The sequence below is a fragment of the Streptomyces sp. NPDC001070 genome, assembly GCF_053598835.1.
In genome coordinates this window covers 188,419-214,318 of record NZ_JBSFLB010000007.1, presented here as the reverse complement: position 1 = coordinate 214,318, position 25,900 = coordinate 188,419, and the positions used below count along the sequence as shown (strand labels likewise).

The following is a 25,900-nucleotide window of genomic DNA, read 5'->3' as shown; positions in this document are numbered from 1 at the left end:
TTCCCGTGGGTGTGACTACTGCTTGGTCTCGACGGCGTGCCCGCCGAACTGGTTGCGCAGCGCGGCGATCATCTTCATCTGCGGGGAGTCGTCCTGACGGGACGCGAAACGGGCGAAGAGCGACGCGGTGATCGCGGGGAGCGGCACGGCGTTGTCGATGGCCGCCTCGACCGTCCAGCGGCCCTCGCCGGAGTCCTCCGCGTAGCCCTTGAGCTTGTCCAGGTGCTCGTCCTCGTCAAGGGCGTTGACGGCGAGGTCCAGCAGCCAGGAGCGGATGACCGTGCCCTCCTGCCAGGAGCGGAAGACCTCGCGCACGTCGGTGACGGAGTCGACCTTCTCCAGCAGCTCCCAGCCCTCGGCGTAGGCCTGCATCATGGCGTACTCGATGCCGTTGTGGACCATCTTGGCGAAGTGGCCGGCACCGACCTTGCCCGCGTGGACGGATCCGAAGGACCCCACCGGCTTGAGGGCGTTGAAGACGGGCTGCACCTTCTCCACGTGCTCCGGCTCGCCGCCGTACATCAGCGCGTAGCCGTTCTCCAGGCCCCAGACGCCGCCGGAGACACCGCAGTCGACGAAGCCGATGCCCTTGGCCGCCAGCTCCTCCGCGTGCTTCTCGTCGTCCGTCCAGCGAGAGTTGCCGCCGTCGACGACCACGTCACCGGGGGAGAGCAGTTCGCCGAGTTCGTCGATCGTGGACTGGGTCGCGGCGCCGGCCGGCACCATCACCCAGACCACGCGCGGGGCCTCGAGTTTGTCCACAAGTTCCTGCAGGCTGTGGACATCGGCGAGATCCGGGTTGCGGTCGTAGCCGATGACAGTGTGACCGGCCTGACGGATGCGCGTGCGCATGTTGCCGCCCATCTTGCCGAGACCGATGAGACCGAGCTCCATCGTTGATCCTTCGTTCGAAGCCTGCCTGACCTACGTCGAGCCTACGTCGGCCCTTGCAGGCCGACGTGACCGGACAGGCTTCGCTTCAGCCGGACAGCCGGACCGGCATGATCAGGTACTTGTACGCATCGTCGGCCTCGGCGTCGACCGCCGGACGGCCGCTGAGCAGCGCGGGCTTGGTCGACGTGGTGAACGACAGCTGCGCCACCGGCGAGTCGATCGCGCTCAGACCGTCCAGCAGGAACGTCGGGTTGAAGGCGATCGAGATGTCGTCGCCCTCCAGCTTGGCGTCCACGCGCTCCACAGCCTGTGCGTCGTCGCTGGAGCCGGCCTCCAGGGTCAGCACGCCCTGCTCGAAGCTCAGCCGCACCGGCGTGTTCCGCTCGGCGACCAGCGCCACACGCTTGACGGCCTCGACGAAGGGGGCGGTCTCGATCACCGCGACGGAGTTGAACTCGGTCGGGAAGAGCGTCCGGTACTTCGGCAGGTCGCCCTCGAGCAGGCGGGTGGTCGTACGGCGGCCCGCGCCCTCGAAGCCGATCAGGCCCTCGCCCGCACCGGAGCCGGCCAGGGCGATCGCGACCGAGTCGCCGTTGGTGAGGGACTTGGCGGTGTCCAGCAGCGTCTTGGCGGGCACCAGGGCGACCGCGGACATGTCCGGGGTCTCCGGCTTCCACAGGAACTCGCGGACCGCGAAGCGGTAGCGGTCGGTGGCGGCCAGGGTGACGGTGTCGCCCTCGATCTCGATGCGCACACCGGTGAGCACCGGGAGGGTGTCGTCACGGCCGGCGGCGATGGCCACCTGGGCGGCGGCCGCGGCGAAGACCTCACCGGGAACGGTGCCGGAGGCGGTGGGCATCGCGGGCAGCGCCGGGTACTCGTCCACAGGGAGGGTGTGGAGTGTGAATCGCGAGCTGCCGCAGACGACGCTCACGCGCACACCGTCGGTGGAGATCTCCACAGGCCTGTTGGGAAGTGCCCGCGAGATGTCGGCGAGCAGCCGGCCGGAGACCAGGACGGTGCCGTCCTCCTCGACGTCGGCCTCGACCGACACGCGGGCCGAGACCTCGTAGTCGAAGCCCGACAGGCTCAGCTGGCCCTCCTCCGCCTTCAGCAGCAGGCCGGCCAGGACCGGCACCGGGGGACGGGCCGGGAGACTGCGGGCCGCCCAGGCCACTGCCTCCGCGAGTACATCGCGCTCCACCCGGATCTTCACCGGAACCGCCTCCTGCTGTTGCTGGCTGTCTGTGGCCGACTGTCTCTTGGCCCTGCTGGCCCTCTTGCCGGGAACAGTCTGACAGCCGCCACGGACATGCGGTGCGGGTTGGGGTCAAGCCGGAGCCCGGGGAGGCGGACGGCCCGCGGCTCGGTTGTGCACAGGCCCCACTTCGAAGCAGGTTTCCCGGTAACTATCCCTGGTCGTAGTAATAGGGGGTGTGGAAACCGTGGATAAGTGGTCCCGGTGCAGGTCAGACCCAGTTTTTTGTCCACCGGGCCTGTGGGTGGAGCCCGTGGACAACCAGGCACATCTGTGGACAGCCGGAAGTTGTGCACACGGGATTCACAGGGGTGCTCCGGTTCTCCCCAGCGCTGTCCCCAGGAATACCCGGGTTCTCCCCAGCCCAACCCACCACGTTGGTGTGACGCGGTTCACTCCGATCGGTGAGCGGGTGTGTTCCGTTGCCGAACAGTGGACAGGACTGTGGAGAAACGGCCTCCGACTGGGGACAACGGGCCCCCGCCTGTGGGCGACCGGTGGACAACCGGGAAGGCGTCCCTGTGGGCGGCCGGAGCATCCACAGTCTGTGGATCGGGGTTGCCCACAAATCCACACCGCTCTCAGCAGCCCGGATGATTATCCCGCAGCCCCGGCTGTGGACACGTTCTGGACAACCCGGGCATCCCCAGGCTGTGGACGGGGGAAAACCGCCCTGTCCTGTGGAGAGACGTTCCTGTCCCCAGGAGACGGCCGGCGCAATCGAACAACGAAAAGCGCCCCGGTAGTTGGACCCGGGGCGCTGTGGACGGCTGAGGGCGCCGCTGAGGGCGCGGAGGACGAGCTTCCTCAGCTCTTGATGCGGTTGGTGAGCTCGGTGACCTGGTTGTAGATGGACCTGCGCTCGGCCATCAGGGAGCGGATCTTGCGGTCCGCGTGCATGACGGTCGTGTGGTCGCGGCCGCCGAAGAGGGCGCCGATCTTGGGCAGCGAGAGGTCCGTGAGCTCCCGGCACAGGTACATGGCGATCTGCCGGGCCGTGACGAGCACCCGGCTGCGCGAGGAGCCGGAGAGGTCCTCCACGTCCAGGCCGAAGTACGAGGCCGTCTCCGCCATGATCGCCTGCCCGCTGATCTCCGGGACGGAGTCCTCCCCGCCCGGGATCAGGTCCTTCAGCACGATCTCGGTGAGCTGCAGGTCCACCGGCTGCCGGTTGAGGCTGGCGAAGGCCGTCACGCGGATCAGCGCGCCCTCCAGCTCGCGGATGTTCCGCGAGATCCGGGAGGCGATGAACTCCAGCACCTCCGGCGGGGCGTTCAGCTGCTCCTGCACCGCCTTCTTGCGGAGGATCGCGATCCGGGTCTCCAGCTCGGGCGGCTGGACGTCGGTGATCAGACCCCACTCGAAACGGTTGCGCAGCCGGTCCTCCAGGGTCACCAGCTGCTTGGGCGGCCGGTCCGAGGAGAGCACGATCTGCTTGTTGGCGTTGTGCAGGGTGTTGAAGGTGTGGAAGAACTCCTCCTGCGTCGACTCCTTGCTCGCCAGGAACTGGATGTCGTCGACCAGCAGGATGTCCATGTCGCGGTAGCGCCGGCGGAACGCGTCCGCCTTGCCGTCGCGGATGGAGTTGATGAACTCGTTGGTGAACTCCTCGGAGCTCACGTAGCGCACCCGCGTGCCCGGGTACAGGCTCCGGGCGTAGTGCCCGATCGCGTGCAGCAGGTGCGTCTTGCCGAGGCCGGACTCCCCGTAGATGAACAGCGGGTTGTACGCCTTGGCCGGGGCCTCCGCGACGGCGACCGCCGCGGCGTGCGCGAAGCGGTTGGAGGCGCCGATGACGAAGGTGTCGAACAGGTACTTGGGGTTCAGGCGCGCGGTGGGCTCGGCGGGACCGCCGGAACCGCCCGCACCCGTGCCGGAGCCGGTTCCGGTGCCCGTGGAGGAACCGGCACCACTGCCACCGCCGGTGCGCGGCGGCGGCATGGTGGGCATCTGCGGCGTGACGGGCTCCGGGCGCACCGGGGGCCGGTGCGGCGACGGGATCTCGTAGCGGGAGGCGGGGGGCTGGTACGGCTCGCGCTCCTGGTAATCCCCGAGCCGCTGCTGCCGCCAGTGGTCCTCGGGCTCGCGGGGCGGCCAGGCGCCGGCTCCTCCCGTACTCCCGACGGCGTGCTCGGGGTAGGCGGGCCGCATGCGCGGGACCTCGCCGTAGCCGTGCGGCTGCTCCCCGTACCGGACGGGCTCGGCGGCGTACGCGGCGGGCTGGGGCTGGGGCTCGTGCTCCGGGCCGGCCGCGGGGTGCTGCGGCGCGGGGGCCGGCTCCGGCTCGCCGCCCGAGGCGACGGCGATGGCGATGCCCACGGGGTGGCCGAACTCACGGCTGAGGACATCCGTGATCAGCGGCAGGAGACGTCCCTCCAGCACGCTCTTGGCGAACTCGTTGGGGGCCGACAGCACGGCCGTGCCCGCGACGAGCGCCAGCGGCTGCGTGCGCTGCAGCCAGTCCGCGTCCTTCGGCTTGAGGTCGTCGCTCTCGACCAGCAGTTTCTGCAGGACCCTGGGCCACACTGAGGCAAGATCGGCAGTTACGTCAGCCACAGTGCACGCTCTCTCGGTCGCTGGTTGGTGCCGATGGGTCCCACGAAGGTGTGGTTCTTGGGACGGACGGGAATGTTTCGGGGTTCAGCCACGGTAGTCAGCGCGACGTCCCTGGTTCAAGTCGTTGTCCACAGGGTGTGCAAAACCACGTCCGGATGGCGGCGCAGACGGCCCGCACCCCGGCTGGTTTGACCTGATGCCGCGGCCCCGCGTACCGTAACCAGGTCGAGTTGTCGATGGCTGCTGCCGCCTGCCTACCGATGGGCGAGGATCACTCAGGTGATCGTCAAGCGGTGCACACCTGGATGTTCCGCGAGTTTCTCGTGGGCGCACGGTGACAGCCAGGCGACGCCCCGCCAACACACGATTCATCCTGGAGCCCCCGAGTGAGCAAGCGCACCTTCCAGCCGAACAACCGTCGTCGCGCGAAGACCCACGGCTTCCGGCTGCGTATGCGTACGCGTGCCGGTCGCGCCATCCTCGCGACCCGCCGCAGCAAGGGCCGCGCCCGTCTGTCCGCCTGATCGCACCGAAGCGCGAGGTGTGATGTCGTGCTGCCCACCGAGAATCGGCTGAGGCGGCGGCAGGACTTCGCGACCGCGGTACGTCGAGGACGCCGGGCCGGACGCCCGCTACTGGTCGTCCACCTGCGCACCGACAGTGACACAAGGGACCCGCACGCGGCGGGGGGGAGTGCCTCCCCGGCGCGTGCGGGTTTCGTCGTGAGCAAGGCCGTCGGTGGCGCCGTGACCCGGAACCTGGTCAAGCGTCGGCTTCGTCACCTTGTTCGCGAACGTCTGTCCGTGCTGCCCCCCGGTAGCCTGGTAGTCGTACGAGCGCTGCCCGGTGCGGGTGACGCAGACCATTCACAGCTGGCCCGAGACCTGGATGCCGCCCTCGGGAGGCTCCTGGGGGTGGCGCTATGAAGTACCCGTTCCTGGCGTTGATCAAGATTTACCAGTGGACCATCAGCCCGTTGCTCGGTCCGGTCTGCAAGTACTACCCCTCGTGTTCTCACTACGGGTATACGGCGATCGATCGGCACGGCGCGATCAAGGGCACCGCCCTGACCGCGTGGCGGATCCTGCGTTGCAACCCGTGGTCGCCGGGCGGTGTGGATCATGTCCCACCGCGCAAGCGACCGCCGTGGCACGCTCGCCTGCGCAGCGCCCTCCGGGGTGACGCACCAGGCGGGTCCGTTACTCCCGAGCCCGTCGAGACGCCTCATGCCCAAGGAGCCTGACCGTGGGGATCTTGAACCCCCTCTACGATGCCGTTTCGTGGATCATTGTCCAGTTCCACTCGCTGTACAGCCTTGTCTTTGACAAGGACAGCGGCTGGGCCTGGGGTCTGTCGATCGTCTCTCTGGTGGTCCTGATCCGGATCTGCCTGATCCCGCTCTTCGTGAAGCAGATCAAGTCGACCCGGAACATGCAGGCGCTCCAGCCGAAGATGAAGGCGATCCAGGAGCGCTACAAGAACGACCGGCAGCGCCAGTCCGAAGAGATGATGAAGCTGTACAAGGAGACGGGCACCAACCCGCTCTCCTCGTGCCTTCCGATCCTGGCGCAGTCGCCCTTCTTCTTCTCGCTGTACCACGTGCTGAGCTACATCGCGCAGGGCAAGCAGGTCGGCGTCATGAACCAGGACCTGGTCAACAGCGCCCAGCACGCCCACATCTTCGGCGCCCCGATCGCGGCGAAGTTCACCGACAGCGCCGCCAAGTTGCAGTCGCTGGGTGCGACGCTCGTCGACGTCCGCGTGGTCACCGTCATCATGATCGTCCTGATGTCGGCCTCGCAGTTCTACACGCAGCGCCAGCTGATGACGAAGAACGTCGACATGACGGTCAAGACGCCGTTCATGCAGCAGCAGAAGATGCTGATGTACGTCTTCCCGATCATGTTCGCCGTCTTCGGCATCAACTTCCCGGTCGGTGTCCTCATCTACTGGCTGACCACCAACGTGTGGACCATGGGACAGCAGATGTTCGTCATCCGCCGGAACCCGACCCCGGGCAGCCTCGCCTTCAAGCAGCGCGAGGAGCGCCTGAGGGCCAAGGGCAAGCTGAAGGACGAGCCCGCTGCCCAGGAGCCGCAGGACGCCGTGCCGGTGAAGCGCACCCAGCCCAAGCGCCAGTCCAAGTCCCAGCGTCAGACCGGCGGTCCCGCGCAGCCGGGTGCTGCCGGCAGCACCAAGCCGAAGCCCAAGCCGGGCGGCGGGACGACCGCGGGCACCAAGCCCAAGCCGAGCAGCGGCGCGGACAAGCCGAACCTGTCGAAGAAGAAGTAGTAGAGGAGTCCTGCCGTGACGGACGGCAACACCACCGACGCGCTCACCCGCCTCGAGCAGGAGGGCGAGATCGCGGCCGACTACCTCGAGGGGCTGCTGGACATCGCCGACCTCGACGGTGACATCGACATGGACGTCGAGGGCGACCGGGCCTCGGTCTCCATCATCGGCGACACGTCGAGCCGTGACCTCAACAAGCTCGTCGGCCGGGACGGCGAGGTGCTGGAGGCGCTCCAGGAGCTGACCCGGCTCGCGGTGCACCGGGAGACCGGCGATCGCAGCCGGCTGATGCTGGACATCGCCGGCTTCCGGGCGCGGAAGCGCGCCGAGCTGACCGAGCTGGGCGAGAAGGCGGCCGAGGAGGTCAAGGGCTCCGGCAAGCCGGTGAAGCTGAAGCCGATGACGCCTTTCGAGCGCAAGGTCGTGCACGACGCCGTCGCCGCCGCGGGGCTGCGCAGCGAATCCGAGGGCGAGGAGCCCGAGCGCCGGGTGGTCGTCCTTCCGGCCTGACCTCCCTCTGGTCCCCCGCGGTACTCACTCGGCCCCGTCTGTTCGCAGGCGGGGCCGAATCTTGTCAGCCTGGTGAAGGCCCGTAACAACGGAAGGACGGTTCTCGTGACGGAGGCAGCGGCGGAACTTCCCCCGGCGCCGGAAGCGGCACGGGAGGTGTTCGGGGAGCGCTTCGCGGACGCGGTGCGGTACGCGGAACTGCTGGCCGACGCGGGGGTGCGCCGCGGGCTGATCGGCCCTCGGGAGGTACCCCGGCTGTGGGAGCGCCACCTGCTGAACTGCGCGGTGCTCGCCGAGGTCATCCCCCAGGGCGTCTCGGTGTGCGACGTGGGCTCCGGGGCGGGACTTCCGGGTATTCCGCTGGCACTGACCCGGCCGGACCTCGGCATCACCCTGCTGGAGCCGCTGCTCCGCAGAACCACCTTCCTCGAGGAGGCCGTGCGGCTGCTGGGACTGTCCAATGTCTCGGTGGTGCGCGGCCGGGCCGAGGAGATGGTCGGAAAGCTGCCCCCGGTGGATGTGGTGACCGCACGCGCCGTGGCGCCGCTGGACTGGCTGGCGGGCTGGGGACTGCCCCTGCTCCGCCCGCACGGGGAGATGACCGTCCTCAAGGGTGACACGGCGGAGGAGGAGCTGAAGGCAGCGCGTGCCGCGCTGAGCCGCCTCGGTGCCGTGGAGACCTCTGTGGTCCAGGTCGGCGAGGGGGTTGTGGATCCGCTGTCGACCGTGGTGCGGGTGCTCGTGGGAGAGAGTCCCGGCGGTGTCCGGGCGGCGACCCGGCGGGCCAAGGCGGCCCGTGCGAGCCGCCGGCGGGAGCGCTGACACGAAGGGGCGGCCATCTGCTCCATATAAACGGCCATACTGACCCAATCCGGAGTGTCGTGTAGGAAACGGTCGCGGCGCTGCGCATCGTGTTTCACGTGAAACGGCGCTCTCTGCTTCCAGGAATCCTCGGCCGCGCCCGTGCCGCGGCCGAATCGCTCTCTCATCGGGCCGCCGAGATGACCCATTCGGTGACTCAACCGGTGGATTCATCCACAGGAGAACGGCCCTCACTGGTTCGCGACCCCGAAAGCATGGCAGGCTCTGTTCATTGCGAGCTTGTAGTCGAGGAGAGTGAATCCTTGCGGTCCGACGCCAACATCGCGGGACCGATGGCCGATCCGGTCCCCGGTCCCCGTACCGAGCCGTTCGGGGATGATGTTTCACGTGAAACACCGCCCCCGATGGACGACACCCCCATCGGCCGTGCCGCCCAACTGGCCGTGGAGGCAATGGGGCGGGCCGGTGAAGGACTCCCGCGTCCCGCCGAGACCAGAGTGGTCGTGGTCGCCAACCAGAAGGGCGGCGTCGGCAAGACCACGACCACGGTCAACATGGCCGCCTCCCTGGCCCTGCACGGCGCCCGGGTGCTGGTCGTGGACCTCGACCCCCAGGGCAACGCCTCCACGGCCCTGGGGATCGACCACCATGCCGAAGTCCCCTCCATCTACGACGTCCTGGTGGAGAGCAAGCCGCTCTCCGATGTCGTCCAGCCCGTGCCGGACGTGGAAGGCCTCTTCTGCGCCCCCGCCACGATCGATCTGGCCGGCGCCGAGATCGAGCTGGTCTCGCTGGTGGCCCGGGAGAGCCGGCTGCAGCGGGCCATCGAGTCCTATGAGCAGCCGCTGGACTACATCCTCATCGACTGCCCGCCCTCGCTCGGCCTGCTGACCGTCAACGCCCTGGTGGCCGGCGCCGAGGTCCTCATCCCGATCCAGTGCGAGTACTACGCCCTGGAGGGACTGGGGCAGCTGCTCCGCAATGTGGAGCTGGTGCGGGGCCACCTCAACCCCAAGCTCCATGTCTCCACCATTCTGTTGACCATGTACGACGGCCGGACCCGGCTTGCCTCACAGGTCGCCGAAGAAGTGCGCACCCACTTCGGCAAGGAGGTGCTCAGCACGAGCATCCCGCGCTCGGTCCGCATCTCGGAGGCACCCAGCTACGGCCAGACGGTGCTGACCTACGATCCGGGTTCCAGCGGGGCGCTGTCGTACCTTGAGGCGGCACGTGAGATGGCGCTGCGTGGCCTCGGGCGCACCCAAGAGTTCAATGAGCAGAGCATGTCGGAGGGGATCCAGTGAGTGAGCGACGCAGAGGACTCGGCCGTGGTCTCGGCGCGCTGATTCCCGCCGCGCCGAATGGTGCGGACGCGGCAGCCGCGACCGCGGTGGCGACGACGACCGCCGCACCGACCGCCGCCGCTGTCCTGGCGCCGGAGCGAGGCATCGCCGCCGCCAAGGTGGCGGGCCTGGTGGAGCAGCAGGGACGCGAGGGCACCGCGACGATCCCGGTTTCACGTGAAACACCGGAAGGCATCGCCTCCCAGGAGCCGTCCATGGTGGCGGGGGCGTACTTCGCCGAACTGCCTCTGGACGCGATCACCCCCAACCCGCGTCAGCCGCGTGAGGTCTTCGACGAGGACGCGCTTGCCGAGCTGGTCACCTCCATCAAGGAGGTCGGCCTGCTGCAGCCGGTCGTCGTCCGCCAGATCGCCCCGGAGCGCTATGAGCTCATCATGGGCGAGCGGCGCTGGCGGGCCAGCCGCGAGGCGGGCCTGGACGCCATCCCGGCGATCGTACGGGCCACCGACGACGAGAAGCTCCTCCTCGACGCGCTGCTGGAGAACCTGCACCGCGCCCAGCTGAACCCGCTGGAAGAGGCAGCCGCCTACGACCAGCTCCTCAAGGACTTCGCCTGCACCCACGAGCAGCTCGCCGACCGCATCGGCCGCTCGCGCTCCCAGGTCTCCAACACCCTGCGACTGCTGAAGCTCTCAGCGCCCGTGCAGCGCCGGGTGGCGGCTGGTGTGCTCTCCGCCGGGCACGCCCGCTCATTGCTCGCCCTGGAGGACGTGGAGGACCAGGACCGGCTCGCCAGCCGGATCGTGGCCGAGGGGCTCTCGGTGCGCGCGGTCGAGGAGATCGTGCATGTGATGAACTCCGAGTCCCAGCCGGCGCGGAAGGCTCCGTCCCCGAGGGCGGGCAAGCGGGTGTCCCCCGCCCTCACCGACCTCGCCCTGCGGCTCTCGGACCGCTTCGAGACCCGGGTGAAGGTGGACCTCGGGCAGAAGCGCGGAAAGATCGTCGTGGAGTTCGCCTCGATAGAAGATCTGGAGCGCATCCTCGGCTCGATGGCGCCCGGTGAGAGCAAGGTCCTTCAGCGGTCGCTCACCGAGGAGACCGACGACGACGAGGAGTGAGTCTGCTCCTTCTCCCGCACCGGGGTCGCAACGAACGAGCGGTCCGCATCCCTTCGAGGGATGCGGACCGCTTTTTGCTGGGCCGTTCGCGTTGCTCCGGTGTCGGACTTGTCCGCTCACAGATACGATGCGTACGGGATGGAGCATTACCTCCGAGGAGGGGCCCATGCGATCGGTGCGGCGCGCTGGAGTGGAGCACGATTGGCAGAAGGCCGCTCTCGTGGCGGCGGGTCTTGGGCTGGGCGCCGTGGGTGGCTTCGTCGGCAGTTGGGTCCACGACAGAAACGAGGGTCTGACCTCATGGGGCGTCGGCTCGTTCCGCTCACGCTGGACAACCTCCCGGATCTCCCCAACCGCTGCCGCTCGTGCGTCTTCTGGGAGCTCGATCCGGTAAGCGGGGAAGCCGCCGTCCAGGCCGGTAAGCCGGAGCTGGAGAAGGAGGCCTGGATCTCCGCCGTGCTGCTGGAGTGGGGATCGTGCGGCCGTGTCGTCTACGTGGACGAGGTGCCGGCCGGCTTTGTGCTCTACGCCCCGCCGGCCTATGTGCCGCGGTCCACGGCCTTTCCCACGAGCCCCGTCTCCGCCGACGCCGTCCAGCTGATGACGGCCCGGATCATGCCGGGTTTCCAGGGGCAGGGGCTGGGACGGGTATTGGTGCAGACCGTGGCCAAAGACCTGGTGCGGCGCGGCTTCCGGGCGATCGAGGCGTTCGGTGACGCGCGCTGGGAGGAGCCCGCGTGTGTTCTCCCGGCCGAGCATCTGCTGGCCGTGGGGTTCAAGACCGTGCGGCCTCATCCGCGGTTTCCCCGGATGAGGCTGGAACTGCGGACGACGATCTCCTGGAAGGAGGACGTCGAGATGGCGATCGACCGGCTGCTCGGTGCCGTGCAGAAGGAACCGGCGCTGCGGCCCCTGTGACGGACGAAGGGCCCGCCCCTCAGGGGGCGGGCCCTTCCGTGTCTGCCTGCGGTGCTCAGCCGATGTAGTCGGCCAGGTCGCGCTCGATCGCGGCCTTCGGCTTGGCGCCGACGATGGTCTTCACGACCTCCCCGCCCTTGTAGACGTTGAGGGTCGGGATCGACATGACGCCGTACTTGGCGGCGGTGACCGGGTTCTCGTCGATGTTCAGCTTGACGATGGTGATCTGGTCGCTGTGCTCTGCGGCGATCGCCTCGAGGGACGGGGCGATCTGGCGGCACGGACCGCACCACTCGGCCCAGAAATCGACGAGGACGGGCTTGTCGCTGGACAGGACCTCCTCGTCGAAGGTCGCATCGGTCACGATCTTGGTGTTGCCGGCCACGGCTGTCTCCTCGGTGTGTTGGACGGGTACTTCGTAGTGCGGTGCGGTCAGACGACCGCGGCGGCGGTCTGCTCGGGCTCGCGGGTGTGCTCGCTGCCCGCGTCGCTCAGAGCGGCGAGGTAGCGCTCGGCGTCCAGGGCGGCGGAGCAACCGGTGCCCGCGGCGGTGATCGCCTGGCGGTAGGTGTGGTCCACGACGTCACCCGCGGCGAAGACGCCGGGGATCTTCGTACGGGTGCTGGGGGACTTGACCTTGAGGTAGCCCTCCTCGTCCAGGTCGAGGACACCCTTGAAGAGCTCGGTGCGGGGGTCGTGGCCGATCGCGATGAACAGCCCGGTGACGGGGAGCTCGGAGGCCTCACCGGTCTTGGTGTTGCGCAGGACCAGACCGGAGAGCTTGCCGTCGCCCTTGATTTCGGCGACCTCGTTGTCCCAGAGGAACTTGATCTTCGGGTCGGCAAAGGCCCGCTCCTGCATGGCCTTGGAGGCACGCAGGGTGTCCCGGCGGTGGACCACGGTCACGCTCTTGGCGAAGCGGGAGAGGAAGGTCGCCTCCTCCAGCGCGGTGTCACCACCACCGATGACGGCGATCTCGTGGTCCTTGAAGAAGAAGCCGTCACAGGTGGCGCACCACGAGACACCGCGGCCGGACAGCTGGTCCTCGTTGGCAAGCCCGAGCTTGCGGTGCTGGGAACCGGTGGCGATGATGACGGCCTTCGCCCGGTGGACGGTGCCCGCGGAGTCGGTGACGGTCTTGATGTCACCGTCGAGGTCGACCTCGACGATGTCGTCCGGGATGAGCTCGGCACCGAAGCGTTCGGCCTGGGCCCGCATGTTCTCCATGAGGTCGGGGCCCATGATGCCATCGCGGAAGCCGGGGAAGTTCTCCACCTCGGTCGTGGTCATCAGAGCGCCGCCTGCGGTGACCGCTCCCTCGAAGACCAAGGGCTTGAGGGAGGCGCGGGCGGTGTAGAGCGCGGCTGTGTATCCCGCCGGCCCGGAACCGATGATGATCACGTTTCGGACGTCGCTCACGGGTTCTTCCTCGTCTCTGCTGTGCCGACTCGCCGGGTGCCTCGGCGGCGGGACCTTTGTCATCCCGCCTAACGGATCCTACGGTCCGGGCATTCCCGCCGTCGTGGCGCTAGCGAGGGTATGTCTCCTCGCGGAGCAGAGTGCCCGTGGCGGAGGGCTTGGCCGTGGCACACGAGGCGTCCACGACATAGGCGTCGACGAGCGCCGGGTCGCCGTTGTGCGGCAGCACGACCAGATAGGAGTCCACGCCCTCGTACCTGCCCCGATGGGTGGCGAGCGGGGCGTCGTGGCGGTCAAGGGCGCGGAGGACACAGGGCGGTGCCACGCTGTCGACACCGGCCAGCGGGGCCTGCCCCGAGGGCTTGGCCTCGCTGTGGCTGCTCGCGTTTCCTGTCAGCAGATCGTGTACCTGGACGCCGAGCGTGTCGGTATCGGCCTTGCCACCGGCGTCGGAGGCCGCCGACGAACCCTGGTCCGCGCTTTCGCCCGCGGTGTTCCAGGCCGACTGGGCGACGACGGTGCCGAGACCGATGGCGGCGGCCACCGAGGCGACGACGAGGACGTTCTTTCCCCAACGCCGGCGGGACCGTGGCCCCTGGCGACCGGGGCCGCTGGAGGCGGGGCCGTGGCCGGCGGGCCTGCCGTCGCCGGAGGTCGATGTTTCACGTGAAACACGGGGCGGTCCCGCGGTCGCTGTTTCACGTGAAACATCGGGGGCGTTCGAGGTGAGCAGCGCCTCGGCGGCGAGGGCCGCGTCGATTCGGCCGGCGATGTCGGCGGGCATCCGGGGTGGCCCGGGGAGCGTGCCCAGCAGTCCCCGGATCTCGTCCAGGGAAGCGCGGACATCGGTGCAGAGTGCACAGCCGTCGATGTGCCCGCGGACGTCGGCGGAACGCTCGGGCGGGAGGATGCCCTCGGTGAGGGCCGAGATCTCGGCGACCTCGGGATGCTCGTCCGTTCCCGTCGTCGACGTCATGGGTGTCCACCTCCGCCCTTCGTGAAGTCGTGGCCCGGCTGGGTCTCCGTCTCTGGGACGGATGCGTTCTCCGTCCGGTTCCTTCCCCCTGCTCGATCACCGCTACTCCCCGGCTCGTCCCGTAGATGGGAGAGGAGCGGCAGCAGTCGTGCCCGGCCCCGGGCACATCTGCTCTTGACGGTCCCCGCCGGCACGTCGAGGACGGCGGCGGCCTCGGCGACGGGGTACCCCTGCATGTCCACCAGCACCAGGGCGGCCCGCTGCTCCGCGGGGAGGGTCCCGAGTGCCCGCAGCAGTTCCCGGTGGAGCTCGCCCCGCTCGGCGGGAGCCGCGGCGGACTCATGCGGTTCGAGCAGTTCCTCGAACTGCTTCTCATCGGTGACCGGGGAGGTGCGGCGCGAGGCCGCCTTGCGTGCACGGTCCAGGCACGCGTTCACGGTGATGCGGTGCAGCCAGGTCGTGACGGCCGACTGGCCACGGAAGGTGTGGGCGGACCGGAAGGCCGAGACCAGGGCGTCCTGCACGGCGTCAGCGGCCTCCTCACGGTCCCCCAGGGTCCGCAGCGCCACCGCCCAGAGCCGGTCGCGGTGCCGGCGGACGAGCTCCCCGAAGGCGTTCGGGTCCCCTGCGACATGACGGGCGAGGAGGTCGCTGTCGCCGACCTCCCCGCCCGTGTCCTGCGTGCCCACCGTCCCCCTCCCCGCGGGGCTACTGCCCCTCGAACCTCACGTCGGTGATGGCCTGCTTGTAGCCGGAACCGCTGAAGTTGTCCCCTGTGGCATAGGGCATGGCGGTCAGCCAGACCAGAACGTACCGCGTCTCCACGGGCTCTTTGGTCGAGAGCTTCGCGGAACGGTCAGAGGTCTGGATCGTGGCCATCTGCTTCATGCTCGAGAGGGCGGCGGACGAGGACAGTGAGTCCGCCGCGTACAGCTCGACGGTGGTGTGGTCCCCGCCGTAGTAGAGCCCTATCGTCGCCGCGCTGACCTTCTTCACGGCGCCGAGGTCGTAGACGATGCCGACACCCTTCTTGTACGGCGCGAGCACAGGCCCCTTGGTGAAGCTCCTGCTGCGCCAGTAGCTCCCTGCGTCCTGGTCGTAGGTCAGCTTCACCTGGTCTGTGTGCTGCGGCGTGCCGTCCGGGTAGTACTCAACCGCGCCCTGGATCGGCAGCGGCTGCAGCGTGACCTGGTTCGTCCCGCCGCTGCCGCCGTCGCCGCCCGTGTTGTGGGACGTGGCGGCGCCGCCGTTCTTCGCCTCGTGCTCGCGGTCCATCAGCGTCTCCGCGAGCTGCCAGCTGCCGAGGCCGAGGGCGACGATGAGGAGAGCCGAGACGGACCACTTGAGGGCCTTGCCGGTGCGGCCGGGCAGCGCCGGGGGCGGGGTGGCCGGAAGGGTCGCCGTGGGCCCTGCGGGCGCCGGACCCGCGGGGGGCTGGCGATAGGAGCCCTGCTGGTAGGTGGTGCGCGAGTAGGGCGGCATCGCCGACTCGGGGGGCCGAATCCTGGGCATCGAGGTGACCGCCCTGGCCAGCTCCTCCGGAGTGGTGCAGGGCTCGGGCTCGCGGGAGGCCGTGGCACCGTCGTTGACCAGAGCCCGCATGGCGAGCTCCGACAGTCCGCGGTGGACGCCCGCTCGCACCTGGTCGGGGGCGACCAGGCCGACGTCCTTGGGGAGGCCGGTGAGCCCGTGCTCGTCCTCCGGGTACGGCCAGCGCTGGGTGAGCGCGGCGTACAGGAGGGCCCCGATGGCCTCGGTGTCCTCGCGCTGCGGCCGCTCGGAGGAGATCCCGCGCAGTGCGGCGGCGACGGCCAGGCCCCGGATGCGGTACTGGCCGGCGTCGGTGCGCAGCACGGCGTCCGGGCTGAGCCGCAGATGCGCCAGCCCCTCGCGGTGGGCGGCCGCCATCGCCTGGGAGACCTGGCTGACCATCTGGTGGGCCTCGTGCGGCTCCAGCGGGTCGGCGGCGATGAGGGTGGTCAGTTCCTTGGCGTCCGGGAGCCACTCGTGGATGACATAGACGAGGTCGTTCTCCTCGACCGCGTCGAGGACCTGGACGAAGCGCGGGTCGCCGAGCAGGGCCGCAGAGCGGGCCGCGGCCAGCACGGGACGGGCCCGGCTGTGCTCGGCGGGCAGGATGTGGATGCCCACGGCCCGGCGCAGCTTCTCGTCGACCGCTCTCCAGCTGCTGAAGCCGTCGGCGCGGGTGAGGCACTCCTCCAGGCGGTAGCGCCGGGCGAGTTTGTGGCCGCTGTGGAGCTCCGGCGGCTCGTTCTTGGGTGGTGCTGTCTCCTCGGGGATGGTCTGCTGCGGCGCGTCCTGCTCTTCGCTCCGGTCCGTCGCCTCGTCGGCCGTGGCACTGTCCGCGTGGGCGGTGAGCTGCTTGTCGCCGCTCTCGTTGGCCACTCCGACGGCAGCCGTGCTCCGTTCCGCCACCGTCGCTCCTGCCTCCCCATCCGTTGCAAGATCTGACAACACAGCCAAGGACAATTGTGCCAACAGTCCACCGCTATGCACGACACACGACGGCCCACGAAGGTTGCGCAGCGGGACCCTCAGCGGCCCAGCCGGCCCCTGACCATGCCGACCATGGCCGTCAGTTCCTCGACGCGCATGCGCTTGGCGGCGATGAAGAAGATCCCGCCCAGCACCACGGCGCCGAGCAGCAGCGACAGCAACGAAGCGGCAGCACCGTGACCCAGCGAGTGCGAGACACCGTAGACGACGGCTCCGGCGCCCACAGCGGCGGGGATGCACGCGCCGAAGAGCCGGGCGTACGTCCGGACCACCCGCTTGCCGTCGATGTCGCCGCCGAGGCGCTTGCGCAGTCGCTTGACCGCCACTCCGACGCCGATCGTGTAGGCCAGGCCGTAGCCGGCGGCCATGCCCACCACGGCCCAGCGGGCGGGGAGGACGAAGTAGCAGACGGCGGCCGCGACGGCGTTGCAGGCGGCGACGATGACCGTGTTGTAGAAGGGGGTGCGGGTGTCCTCGTAGGCGTAGAAGCCGCGCAGCACGATGTACTGCACCGAGAAGGGGATCAGCCCGAGGCCGAAGGCCATCAGGATGTATCCGATGGTCAGCGCGCCCTCCCCGGAGCTGCTGTAGAGCAGGGTGGCCATGGGAAGGCCGAGGGCGAGGAAGGCGAACGCGGCGGGCACGATGGCCACGCCCGAGGTCCGCAGGCCGTAGGAGAGGTCGTCGCGCACGGCGGCGGCGTCACCGTCGGCGGCGGCGCGGGAGATCCGCGGCAGCACGGCGGTCATGACGGAGACGGTGATGATGGCCTGCGGCATCTGCCAAAGGAGCAGCGCGTAGTTGAAGCCGGTGATGCCGGCGCCCTCATGGCCCGCGTGTTCGGCCGCCGCACCCGCCGCCGTCGCGAACTGGGTGAGGACGATCATGCCGACCTGGTTGGCGAGGACGAAGAAGAAGGTCCACTTGGCCAGCTTCGCCGCGTGGCCGAGGCCGTGGCCGCGCCAGTCGAAGCGGGGACGGATCCGGAAGCCGGCGTCGCGGAGGTAGGGGAGCATCGCCAGCGCCTGCACCGCCAGGCCCAGGAGGGTGCCGAGACCGAGCAGCCGGGCGCCCTCGGGGGTGATGGTCGCCGAGGTCACGCGGGTGTCGGTGAAGGAGCCGAACGCCCAGATGAAGGCGCCGAAGGTGGCGATGATGACGACGTTGTTGAGAACCGGGGTCCACATCATCGCGCCGAACCGGCCGCGGGCGTTGAGGATCTGACCGAGCACCACGTGCAACCCCATGAAGAACATGGTGGGGATGCAGTAGCGGGCGAAGGTGACCGCGACCTCGAACCTGACCGGGTCGGAGGCGATGTCGTGGGACATCGCCCGGATGAAGACCGGTGCGGCGATCACACAGACGGCGGTGACGGCCGCCAGGCCGACGACGACCAGGGTGAGCAGGCGGTTGGCGTACGCCTCGCCGCCGTCCTCGTCGTTCTTCATGGCCCGCACCAGCTGGGGGATGAAGACCGCGTTCAGTGCGCCGCCGCCGACCAGGATGTAGATCATCGTCGGCAGGGTGTTGGCCACCTGGTAGCCGTCGTTCAGCGTGCCGACGCCGATCGCGGCGGCCATCACCAGCGTGCGCAGGAATCCGGTGACCCGTGAGACGAGGGTGCCCGCCGCCATGAGGGCGCTGGACTTGAGGACGCTGCCCGCCCGGCCGCCGGACTTCGCCGCCACCGGCTCCGCCACGGGCTCGGGTTCCGCGGGGGCGGCTTCCACCGGCTCGTCGCGGAAGAGGTGCGCGTACTCGTCCGGCCGCGCCGGCGTCCCGTCCTCGCCAGGGGCGTTCGAGACCAGCTCGTCGACGCCGACGTACCGGGTGGAGGCGTCGTCGGCGTACGGCATGCGGTACGGCTCCTGGTGCGCATACGGCGGACCGCCGGGATGGGGCTGGGCCGGCGGGTGCGCGGTGCGGTCGTAGAGGGCCTCGCCCACCGGGTCCTGCGCGGTCGGGTCCTGCCGCTGGTACGGATCGCGGGCATAGGTGTCCTGCAGGTACGGGTCGGGCGCGGCAGGGTGCTGCCCGGGCTGCGCGGGGAACCGCTCCCCGGCTTCCCGCTCGCGCTCACCGTCGTACGGTGCGTTCATCTGTGCCCCACCTCATCGGCCACTGGCTCGCTGGCTATCGGTCCACCTTCTCACCCGTCCCGGACGGGTCCGTACTTTCCGGGGAGGTGTCCGGCGCCAGGTCACCCGGCTGCTCGTCCTGGACGCCGTCCCGGTCACCCATGGTGCCCTCTCCGGCGTCGTCCTCGTCCTCGCCCTCATCCCCGTCCGGGGTCGTCTCCGCGTCGGCGTCCTCGGCGTCCTCGGCGTCCTCGCCGTCGGAGGCCGTGCGGCGCTTGCGCTGGTGGTACATCCGTACGCCGGCCAGGACAAGCAGCAGCAGCCCGGCGGCGATCACCAGCATGACAGTGGATGTGATGGAGGTGACATCCACCTGGAACGTGATCGGCTCCCCGTACGGGGCGTGGTCCTTGGTGTAGAGCTGGGCGGTGACCGTGTTCAGGCCGTTGCGGGCGGCGGTGCCCTCGAACTTCAGGGAGCGGGTGTGACCGCCCTCGACGGTCACCGGCTGGGCGTCACCCGGGTCCAGGCTGTTGCCCTGGCTGGAGGTGAGCCGCAGTTCCAGGCCCTGCACGGTCTGTCCGAGCTCGTTCTTCACGGTCACCGGGATGGTGCCGCTGCGGCCGGACAGCGTGAGCGTCCCGGTCTTGGGGAGCAGATAGACAAGGCTCATCAGGTCCGACAGGTACTCGGAGATGGCCGCCCTGAAGTCGGCGGAGCTCCCGGGGAGGCCGCGCCACTCGGTGGACATCGACCGCCTCAGCGCGTTGCCGAAGGGGGTCCTCACCCGGTCGGGCTTGCTCAGGAGGGCCATGAAGTCGTCGAGCTCGCCCTGGGTCTCCTGGACCTGCCGGAACGCGGCGGTGCTCATCTCCTGCTTGCGCAGGTGCGCCGGGTAGGAGCCGCGGCCGGGTACCGTGCGGTTGGCCCGGGGGTCCGGGGTGGCCTTCGCGGCGGCGGCGAAGTCCACCGTCTCGGCCCAGCTGCTGCGGGCGACCTCGGTGATGGCCTGGGACATGGCCTGGGCCTGTGAGGCCTTGGCCATGCGCTGGGGGGCGACGACGATGCTGCGCTGCCGGTCCGGCGACTGCATCGTGATCATGAGGGTCTGGGCGAGGTACTTCTGGACCGCGAGGGTCGAGTTCCCCGCCGACGTCATGTCGCCCTGGAAGGCCTTGGAGAGCCCGGAATCGGCGACGACCGCCGTGGTGCCGCCGCCGATGGGCCGCGCGGAGGTGGGGGTGTAGCTGAGGCCGCCGGATTCGCCGAGGCTGTCGCTGCGGGCGATGACCTTGTCGGCGCCGGCCGAGGTGGCCACGTCGACGATGGAGGGGTCGACAGCGCCTTCCACGGGCCAGGACACGTCAGTGGAAGGGGTCACCACCCCGTTGAGAACGGTCTCGACGGTGGTGGTCGCGAGTTCCGTGGCGGTCTTGAGGTGGCTCAGGGTGCCGGGGACGTTCTTGCCGTGGTGGGCGATCGAGGCGATGTCCGGGTCGGCGAAGGGCAGCGCGACGACCTCGTCACCGGCCACGGCCTCCTTGAGGCTGTTCAGCCAGCGCTTGGCGTCGTCGGTGCCGGTGCCCGAGCTGGTGTGATCGAGATCACCGCCCGGTCCGGCCACCTGGTACCGCCGGGTCATCGCGTCGACCGTGGCGAGCAGGTCGGGGTCGATGACCCAGGTGACGGGCAGGTCCTTGCCGAGCGTCACCATCTGCTGCAGACGGCCGCCGGGCGCGAGGTCCTCGGCCAGGTCGTCGTTGAGGAAGATCGGGCTCTGCTGGTCGTCGCTCTCGCTGCGGACGGCGAGGTGGGGGCGGTCGATCAGCGGCCACAGGAAGGTGTAGCGGGTGGGCTTGGCGTCCCCGTCCCGGTACCAGGGGAGGAAGGTCCGCTCGATCCCGAGGATCTCGTTGTAGCCCCGGTCCCTGGTCTGCCCGGTCAGGGAGACTCCGAGCTGGTAGACGCCGTCGGAGCCCAGCCCCAGCGCCTTGACGGGGACCTTCAGGGTGAAGCTGCGGGTGATCCCGGCTGGCAGGTCCTCGACGGCGGCGGTGTGTCCGGGGAGCTCCTGGCCGTCGGCCTGCGTGTGAGCCCTGCGGGTGGACGCACCGCTGATGGCGCTGCGGCTGCTCAACGGGCCCCCGGGGGCGATCTCCACGCCGACGTGGGCGCCGCTGACGGTGTGCTTGCTCGTGTTGGTGACCGTGCCGGTCAAGGTGATGGTGTCGCCCTTGGCCGGGACGGTGGGAGACAGAGCGTCCACCGACACGTCCACGGTGCGGCCGTCGGAGCTGTCCGCGTACGCCGTGGGGGCCGTCCGGGCCTGGACCAGGCCTGCGAACAGGGTGGCGCCCACGAGCAGCGCCGTCGCCCGGCGCAGCCTCGAACGGGCCGGAGGTCCTCCGGGGTGCTGTGCCGCCTCGCCCACGCGCTGGCCGTCCCTCGTCGTCATCGGATGTGCGTCCTGGAATGGTAACGATGCTCGATGACCCAAAGTGCTGTGAGTGGGCCACAAGATCGATACAGTCCGGGGCCGCGGACGGCGTCGACATGATCGTGGACGCCTGGAAACCGGTCCGCCGCGGGGCGCATGGGCACGTACCCTTTTCTGTTGTGCCGAATGCCAACAACGCCCCCCAGACCCTGAAGACCGCGCCCGTCATCGCGCCGGTGGCCGAGGACCTCGGCCGCCGCTTCCAGGACGCCGGATTCCGGCTTGCCCTCGTCGGCGGCTCGGTCCGCGACACCCTGCTCGGCAGGCTCGGCAATGATCTCGACTTCACCACCGACGCCCGGCCCGATCAGGTCCTGAAGATCATCCGCGGGTGGGCGGAGGCGGTCTGGGAGGTGGGCATCGCCTTCGGTACGGTCGGCTGCCGCAAGGACGGCTTCCAGATCGAGGTGACCACCTACCGTTCCGAGGCGTACGACCGCACCTCGCGCAAGCCCGAGGTGTCCTACGGGGAGACGATCGAGGAAGACCTGGTCCGCCGGGACTTCACCGTCAACGCGATGGCGGTCTCGCTGCCCGGGGCGGAGTTCGTGGACCCTTACAGCGGTCTCGGTGACCTGGCGCAGCGGGTGCTGCGCACGCCCGGCACCCCGGAGGAGTCCTTCTCCGACGATCCGCTGCGGATGATGCGCGCAGCACGCTTCGCCGCCCAGCTGGACTTCGAGGTGGCCCCCGAGGTGGTGACCGCGATGACCGAGATGGCGGACCGCATCGAGATCGTCTCGGCCGAGCGCATCCGGGAGGAGCTCAACAAGCTGATCCTCTCCGATCACCCCCGCAAGGGCCTGCAGCTGCTCGTCGAGACGGGGCTGGCCGCCCGTGTCGTGCCGGAGCTGCCCGCGCTGCGCCTGGAACGGGATGAGCACCACCGCCACAAGGACGTCTACGAGCACACCCTGACCGTGCTGGACCAGGCGATGGCGCTGGAGACGGAGGAGCCGGACCTGGTGCTGCGGCTCGCGGCGCTGCTGCACGACATCGGCAAGCCGCGCACCCGCCACTTCGAGTCCGACGGACGGGTCTCCTTCCATCACCACGAGGTGGTCGGCGCCAAGATGACCAAGGCGCGGCTGACCAAGCTCAAGTACCCGAACGAGATCATCAAGGACGTGGCCCGACTGGTGGAGCTGCACCTGCGCTTCCACGGCTACGGGACCGGGGAATGGACCGACTCCGCCGTCCGTCGCTACGTCCGCGACGCCGGTCCGCTGCTCGACCGGCTGCACAAGCTGACCCGCTCGGACTGCACGACCCGCAACAAGCGCAAGGCGGCGGCCCTCTCGCGTACCTACGACGGCCTCGAGACGCGGATCGCGCAGCTGAAGGAGCAGGAGGAGCTGGACGCGATCCGGCCGGACCTGGACGGCAACCGGATCATGGAGATCCTGGGCATCGCTCCTGGTCCCCAGGTCGGAAAGGCCTACAACCACTTGCTGGAGCTGCGCCTGGAGAACGGGCCGCTGGGTGAGGAGGCCGCCGTGGCCGCGCTGAAGGAGTGGTGGGCCGCGCAGGGCTGAGCGCCATGCCCGTCCGGCCGCCGGACGAGGAGAGGGGGTCGTGTTTCACGTGAAACACGACCCCCTCTTCCCTTAAGGGCGAACCCATCACTTGGTGAGGGTCTGCAGGCAGAGCACCACGTTGTTGAAGTCGCTACCCGACTGGACGTAGTAGATGTCCGACTGGCTGACGGACTCGCACTGCTTCTGGTCCGTGGAGTCGTCGAACTTCTTGAGGATCTTGAACTGGGCGTCGCCGGATGAGCAGTCGACGTCCACCAGGTCCGGGTCCTTCTCGCTGCCCTGGTTGTGGAGGCAGCCGCCGACCTTGGACGTCTCGGCGTCGGTCTCGTCGAACTGGGAGAAGACGAACCTCACGCCCAACGCGACCACGACGGCCACGATCAGGCTGATGATGGTGCGGACGAGCTTCTTGCTGCGCTTCGCCGGGGCGGCGGGCGGCGGGAATGCTCCGGGCTGGCCCTGGGGCGGAGGGAAGGTTCCCGGCTGACCCTGCGGGGGCGGAAACGCGCCGGGCTGGCCCTGGGGCGGGGGAAACCCGCCGGGCTGGCCCTGCGGGTCCGGGATGTTGCTGTTCTGAGGCGGCGGAGTCGCCATGGTCGTTCCCCTCCCTGGGATGAACCTGTCAGTTCGTTCTGAACGCGCGAACGCTACTTGAGGAGTCCGACACATCCCCCACCGGGGCACCTGTTTCACGTGAAACAGGCGGACGCGGAGTGATCGTCGTGCTTCACGTGAAACGGCGCGGAGCCCTGGCGGTGCCGACCGCCACCACCGCGTAGAGCACCGCGAGGGCGAGCAGCAGCGGCGCGGAGCGGCCGTCCGGCGGCAGGACCAGTGCGCACACCGCTGCCGCGCCGACGAAGGCGACATTGAACAACACGTCGTAGATCGAGAACACCCGCCCCCGATAGGCGTCGTCGACCGACGACTGGACCACCGTGTCGGTGGCGATCTTCGCTCCCTGGGTGGCCAGCCCCAGCACGAAGGCCGCAACCAGCATGGGGGCCGGTTCGAAGGGGAGCCCCAGGCCCGGCAGCAGGACGGCGGCGGAACCCGCGCAGACGGTGATCCATCCGAAGGTGCCGAAGCGTCCGGTCGCCCAGGGGGTGACCACGGCCGCGGTGAAGAAGCCCGCCCCCGAGACGACGACCGCCAGCCCCAGGAGCGCCAATCCGTCCGCCGTTCCGCGGCCGGTGCCGTCGGATCCCGACCAGGCGTACCGGCAGAGCATCAGCACCGTCACGGTGAGCCCGCCGTAGCAGAAGCGCATCGCCGTCATCGCGGCCATGGCGCGTGCCGCACGCGGCCTCCGGCGCAGATGCCGCAGCCCGTGGACCAGGCCGCGGAAGGTACTGCGCAGTGCCTCGCCCACCCGCGTCTGGATCCGGGACGGGTCGGGCCCCAGCAGATCCTGTCCCAGGGTCAGCGAGGCGAGGCCGGCGCAGAGATAGAGGATCGCTCCCAGCACCACGACCAGGACGTCCGACCGGGTGCCCTCGGCGACCACCAGATGGACCAGGAAGGCGGCTCCGCCGCCCGCGGTGGCCGCGAGCGTGCCGGCGGTCGGGGACAGCGCGTTCGCCATGACCAGACGCTTGCCGTCGACCACGCGGGGCAGGGACGCCGACAGTCCGGCGAGGACGAAGCGGTTGACGCCGGTGACCGAGAGGGCGGACAGATAGAAGAGCCAGTCCGGGACGCGCAGCAGCATCAGTGCCGCGGTGCCGAGGGAGAGCGCCGCCCGCAGCAGGTTGCAGTGGAGGAGAACCTGCCGACGCCGCCAGCGGTCCAGCAGGACGCCCGTGAACGGCCCCAGGAGCGAGTACGGCAGCAGCAGGACCGCCATCGCGGAGGCGATGGCGGCCGGCGAGGTCTGCTTCTCCGGGGAGAAGACCACATAGGCCGCCAGCGCCACCTGGAAGACCCCGTCGGAGAGCTGGGACAGCAGCCGCACCGCCAGCAGTCGCCGGAAGTCGCGGAAGCGCAGCAGCACACTGAGATCACGGACAACGGGCATGCGCACAGCCTCACATGACGCACAGGCCCCCGGGTGCGATACCCGGGGGCCTGTGCGGTTGCGTCGTACGACGAGCGATGACGGGGTTAAGCCGCTGCTCAGCGCTCGACCTCGCCGCGGATGAACTTCTCCACGTTCTCGCGCGCCTCGTCGTCGAAGTACTGCACCGGCGGGGACTTCATGAAGTAGGAGGACGCCGACAGGATCGGGCCGCCGATGCCGCGGTCCTTGGCGATCTTCGCCGCGCGGAGCGCGTCGATGATGACACCCGCGGAGTTCGGGGAGTCCCAGACCTCGAGCTTGTACTCCAGGTTCAGCGGGACGTCGCCGAAGGCGCGGCCCTCGAGGCGGACGTACGCCCACTTGCGGTCGTCCAGCCAGGCCACGTAGTCCGAGGGGCCGATGTGGACGTTCTTCTCGCCCAGCTCGCGGTCGGGGATCTGGGAGGTGACGGCCTGCGTCTTGGAGATCTTCTTGGACTCCAGGCGCTCGCGCTCGAGCATGTTCTTGAAGTCCATGTTGCCGCCGACGTTCAGCTGCATGGTGCGCTCGACGATGACACCGCGGTCCTCGAAGAGCTTGGTCAGCACGCGGTGCGTGATGGTCGCGCCGACCTGCGACTTGATGTCGTCACCGACGATCGGCACACCGGCCTCGGTGAACTTGTCCGCCCACTCCTTGGTGCCGGCGATGAAGACCGGGAGGGCGTTGACGAAGGCGACCTTGGCGTCGATCGCGCACTGCGCGTAGAACTTGGCCGCGTCCTCGGAGCCCACGGGCAGGTAGCAGACCAGCACGTCGACCTTGCGGTCCTTGAGGACCTGCACGACGTCGACCGGCTCCTCGGCGGACTCCTCGATGGTCTGGCGGTAGTACTTGCCGAGACCGTCCAGGGTGTGGCCGCGCTGGACGGTCAGGCCCTTCTGCGGCACGTCGCAGATCTTGATGGTGTTGTTCTCGCTGGCACCGATGGCGTCCGCGAGGTCGAGGCCGACCTTCTTCGCGTCGACGTCGAAGGCAGCGACGAACTCGACGTCACGCACGTGGTAGTCGCCGAACTGCACGTGCATGAGACCAGGCACGCGGCTGTCCGGGTCGGCGTCCTTGTAGTACTCGACACCCTGCACCAGCGATGCGGCGCAGTTGCCCACGCCAACGATGGCTACGCGAACCGAACCCATTC

At 69.4% G+C, this 25,900-nt stretch carries 22 protein-coding genes and 1 pseudogene; 10 read left to right on the top strand and 13 right to left on the bottom strand.

Annotated features, from left to right (window positions below):
* Positions 1 to 15: 15 nt before the first annotated feature.
* The 3 genes and pseudogenes from gnd to dnaA form a co-directional block, all read right to left on the bottom strand.
* A pseudogene (gene gnd, locus ACWDAS_RS11780) lies at positions 16 to 900 on the bottom strand (phosphogluconate dehydrogenase (NAD(+)-dependent, decarboxylating)); the annotation flags it as partial.
* A gap of 79 nt (positions 901 to 979) precedes the next feature.
* The gene (gene dnaN / locus ACWDAS_RS11775; protein WP_450388788.1) at positions 980 to 2,110 is read right to left on the bottom strand and encodes a DNA polymerase III subunit beta; all 1,131 of its coding nucleotides are present in this window, start codon (positions 2,108 to 2,110) and stop codon (positions 980 to 982) included.
* Positions 2,111 to 2,959: 849 nt separating this feature from the next.
* Positions 2,960 to 4,708 carry a chromosomal replication initiator protein DnaA gene (dnaA, locus tag ACWDAS_RS11770; protein WP_450388786.1) on the bottom strand — a complete coding sequence of 583 codons (1,749 nt, stop codon included), beginning with the start codon at positions 4,706 to 4,708 and terminating at the stop codon, positions 2,960 to 2,962.
* 386 nt (positions 4,709 to 5,094) lie between these two features.
* Here dnaA and rpmH point away from each other — a divergent pair, with 386 nt between their 5' ends.
* From rpmH to ACWDAS_RS11725, 9 genes are all read left to right on the top strand, one after another.
* The gene (gene rpmH, locus ACWDAS_RS11765; RefSeq protein WP_003975051.1) at positions 5,095 to 5,232 is read left to right on the top strand and encodes a 50S ribosomal protein L34; all 138 of its coding nucleotides are present in this window, start codon (positions 5,095 to 5,097) and stop codon (positions 5,230 to 5,232) included.
* A gap of 27 nt (positions 5,233 to 5,259) precedes the next feature.
* Complete coding sequence (gene rnpA, locus ACWDAS_RS11760; protein WP_089225441.1) at positions 5,260 to 5,634, top strand: ribonuclease P protein component; 375 nt, start codon at positions 5,260 to 5,262, stop codon at positions 5,632 to 5,634.
* Entirely contained in the window at positions 5,631 to 5,951 is a 321-nt protein-coding gene (gene yidD / locus ACWDAS_RS11755) for a membrane protein insertion efficiency factor YidD (RefSeq protein ID WP_450388784.1), read from the top strand. Before rnpA ends, yidD begins: the two co-directional genes overlap by 4 nt.
* 2 nt (positions 5,952 to 5,953) lie before the next feature.
* A complete protein-coding gene (yidC, locus tag ACWDAS_RS11750) occupies positions 5,954 to 7,000 on the top strand; it encodes a membrane protein insertase YidC (RefSeq protein WP_450388782.1) in 1,047 nt (348 codons plus the stop codon).
* Positions 7,001 to 7,015: 15 nt separating this feature from the next.
* Complete coding sequence (locus ACWDAS_RS11745) at positions 7,016 to 7,510, top strand: Jag family protein (RefSeq protein ID WP_450388780.1); 495 nt, start codon at positions 7,016 to 7,018, stop codon at positions 7,508 to 7,510.
* A gap of 105 nt (positions 7,511 to 7,615) precedes the next feature.
* Complete coding sequence (rsmG, locus tag ACWDAS_RS11740; RefSeq protein ID WP_450388778.1) at positions 7,616 to 8,332, top strand: 16S rRNA (guanine(527)-N(7))-methyltransferase RsmG; 717 nt, start codon at positions 7,616 to 7,618, stop codon at positions 8,330 to 8,332.
* Positions 8,333 to 8,586: 254 nt separating this feature from the next.
* A complete protein-coding gene (locus ACWDAS_RS11735) occupies positions 8,587 to 9,636 on the top strand; it encodes a ParA family protein (RefSeq protein ID WP_450388776.1) in 1,050 nt (349 codons plus the stop codon).
* Positions 9,633 to 10,754, top strand: a complete 1,122-nt coding sequence (locus ACWDAS_RS11730) for a ParB/RepB/Spo0J family partition protein (protein ID WP_450388774.1) — start codon at positions 9,633 to 9,635, stop codon at positions 10,752 to 10,754. The genes ACWDAS_RS11735 and ACWDAS_RS11730 overlap by 4 nt, the downstream gene beginning before the upstream one ends.
* A 300-nt stretch (positions 10,755 to 11,054) precedes the next feature.
* Entirely contained in the window at positions 11,055 to 11,672 is a 618-nt protein-coding gene (locus ACWDAS_RS11725; RefSeq protein WP_450388773.1) for a GNAT family N-acetyltransferase, read from the top strand.
* A 55-nt stretch (positions 11,673 to 11,727) separates the two neighbouring features.
* Here ACWDAS_RS11725 and trxA read toward each other — a convergent pair whose 3' ends face one another.
* The 7 genes from trxA to ACWDAS_RS11690 all read right to left on the bottom strand — a co-directional run bounded on the left by trxA (position 11,728) and on the right by ACWDAS_RS11690 (position 21,120).
* On the bottom strand, positions 11,728 to 12,057 hold the full coding sequence (gene trxA / locus ACWDAS_RS11720) for a thioredoxin (protein ID WP_450388771.1): 330 nt from the start codon (positions 12,055 to 12,057) through the stop codon (positions 11,728 to 11,730).
* A 47-nt stretch (positions 12,058 to 12,104) separates the two neighbouring features.
* The gene (gene trxB / locus ACWDAS_RS11715; RefSeq protein ID WP_450388769.1) at positions 12,105 to 13,091 is read right to left on the bottom strand and encodes a thioredoxin-disulfide reductase; all 987 of its coding nucleotides are present in this window, start codon (positions 13,089 to 13,091) and stop codon (positions 12,105 to 12,107) included.
* A gap of 109 nt (positions 13,092 to 13,200) precedes the next feature.
* Complete coding sequence (locus ACWDAS_RS11710) at positions 13,201 to 14,067, bottom strand: hypothetical protein (protein ID WP_450388767.1); 867 nt, start codon at positions 14,065 to 14,067, stop codon at positions 13,201 to 13,203.
* Positions 14,064 to 14,756 carry an RNA polymerase sigma factor SigM gene (sigM, locus tag ACWDAS_RS11705; protein WP_450388765.1) on the bottom strand — a complete coding sequence of 231 codons (693 nt, stop codon included), beginning with the start codon at positions 14,754 to 14,756 and terminating at the stop codon, positions 14,064 to 14,066. Before sigM ends, ACWDAS_RS11710 begins: the two co-directional genes overlap by 4 nt.
* A 19-nt stretch (positions 14,757 to 14,775) precedes the next feature.
* Positions 14,776 to 16,503, bottom strand: a complete 1,728-nt coding sequence (locus ACWDAS_RS11700; RefSeq protein ID WP_450388763.1) for a protein kinase family protein — start codon at positions 16,501 to 16,503, stop codon at positions 14,776 to 14,778.
* A 119-nt stretch (positions 16,504 to 16,622) separates the two neighbouring features.
* On the bottom strand, positions 16,623 to 18,686 hold the full coding sequence (gene murJ, locus ACWDAS_RS11695) for a murein biosynthesis integral membrane protein MurJ (RefSeq protein WP_450388761.1): 2,064 nt from the start codon (positions 18,684 to 18,686) through the stop codon (positions 16,623 to 16,625).
* A gap of 34 nt (positions 18,687 to 18,720) precedes the next feature.
* Entirely contained in the window at positions 18,721 to 21,120 is a 2,400-nt protein-coding gene (locus tag ACWDAS_RS11690; RefSeq protein ID WP_450388759.1) for a DUF6049 family protein, read from the bottom strand.
* A gap of 161 nt (positions 21,121 to 21,281) precedes the next feature.
* On the opposite strand from ACWDAS_RS11690, the gene ACWDAS_RS11685 reads away from it, so the two are divergent.
* Positions 21,282 to 22,697, top strand: coding sequence for a CCA tRNA nucleotidyltransferase (locus ACWDAS_RS11685; protein ID WP_450388757.1), 1,416 nt, complete (start codon positions 21,282 to 21,284; stop codon positions 22,695 to 22,697).
* A gap of 87 nt (positions 22,698 to 22,784) precedes the next feature.
* Here ACWDAS_RS11685 and ACWDAS_RS11680 read toward each other — a convergent pair whose 3' ends face one another.
* From ACWDAS_RS11680 to ACWDAS_RS11670, 3 genes are all read right to left on the bottom strand, one after another.
* A complete protein-coding gene (locus ACWDAS_RS11680) occupies positions 22,785 to 23,294 on the bottom strand; it encodes an LppU/SCO3897 family protein (RefSeq protein ID WP_450388755.1) in 510 nt (169 codons plus the stop codon).
* Positions 23,295 to 23,427: 133 nt separating this feature from the next.
* Positions 23,428 to 24,717, bottom strand: coding sequence for an MFS transporter (locus ACWDAS_RS11675; protein WP_450388753.1), 1,290 nt, complete (start codon positions 24,715 to 24,717; stop codon positions 23,428 to 23,430).
* A gap of 98 nt (positions 24,718 to 24,815) precedes the next feature.
* The gene (locus tag ACWDAS_RS11670) at positions 24,816 to 25,898 is read right to left on the bottom strand and encodes an inositol-3-phosphate synthase (RefSeq protein WP_450388752.1); all 1,083 of its coding nucleotides are present in this window, start codon (positions 25,896 to 25,898) and stop codon (positions 24,816 to 24,818) included.
* Positions 25,899 to 25,900 lie beyond the last annotated feature (2 nt).

Coding starts and splice junctions, on each gene's coding strand:
- ACWDAS_RS11680 (WP_450388755.1), bottom strand. CDS start 23,294: ATGGCGACTCCGCCGCCTCAGAACAGCAACATCCCGGACCCGCAGGGC.
- ACWDAS_RS11690 (WP_450388759.1), bottom strand. CDS start 21,120: ATGACGACGAGGGACGGCCAGCGCGTGGGCGAGGCGGCACAGCACCCC.
- ACWDAS_RS11735 (WP_450388776.1), top strand. CDS start 8,587: ATGGCAGGCTCTGTTCATTGCGAGCTTGTAGTCGAGGAGAGTGAATCC.
- ACWDAS_RS11710 (WP_450388767.1), bottom strand. CDS start 14,067: ATGACGTCGACGACGGGAACGGACGAGCATCCCGAGGTCGCCGAGATC.
- yidD (WP_450388784.1), top strand. CDS start 5,631: ATGAAGTACCCGTTCCTGGCGTTGATCAAGATTTACCAGTGGACCATC.
- murJ (WP_450388761.1), bottom strand. CDS start 18,686: ATGAACGCACCGTACGACGGTGAGCGCGAGCGGGAAGCCGGGGAGCGG.
- ACWDAS_RS11725 (WP_450388773.1), top strand. CDS start 11,055: ATGGGGCGTCGGCTCGTTCCGCTCACGCTGGACAACCTCCCGGATCTC.
- ACWDAS_RS11670 (WP_450388752.1), bottom strand. CDS start 25,898: ATGGGTTCGGTTCGCGTAGCCATCGTTGGCGTGGGCAACTGCGCCGCA.
- ACWDAS_RS11675 (WP_450388753.1), bottom strand. CDS start 24,717: ATGCCCGTTGTCCGTGATCTCAGTGTGCTGCTGCGCTTCCGCGACTTC.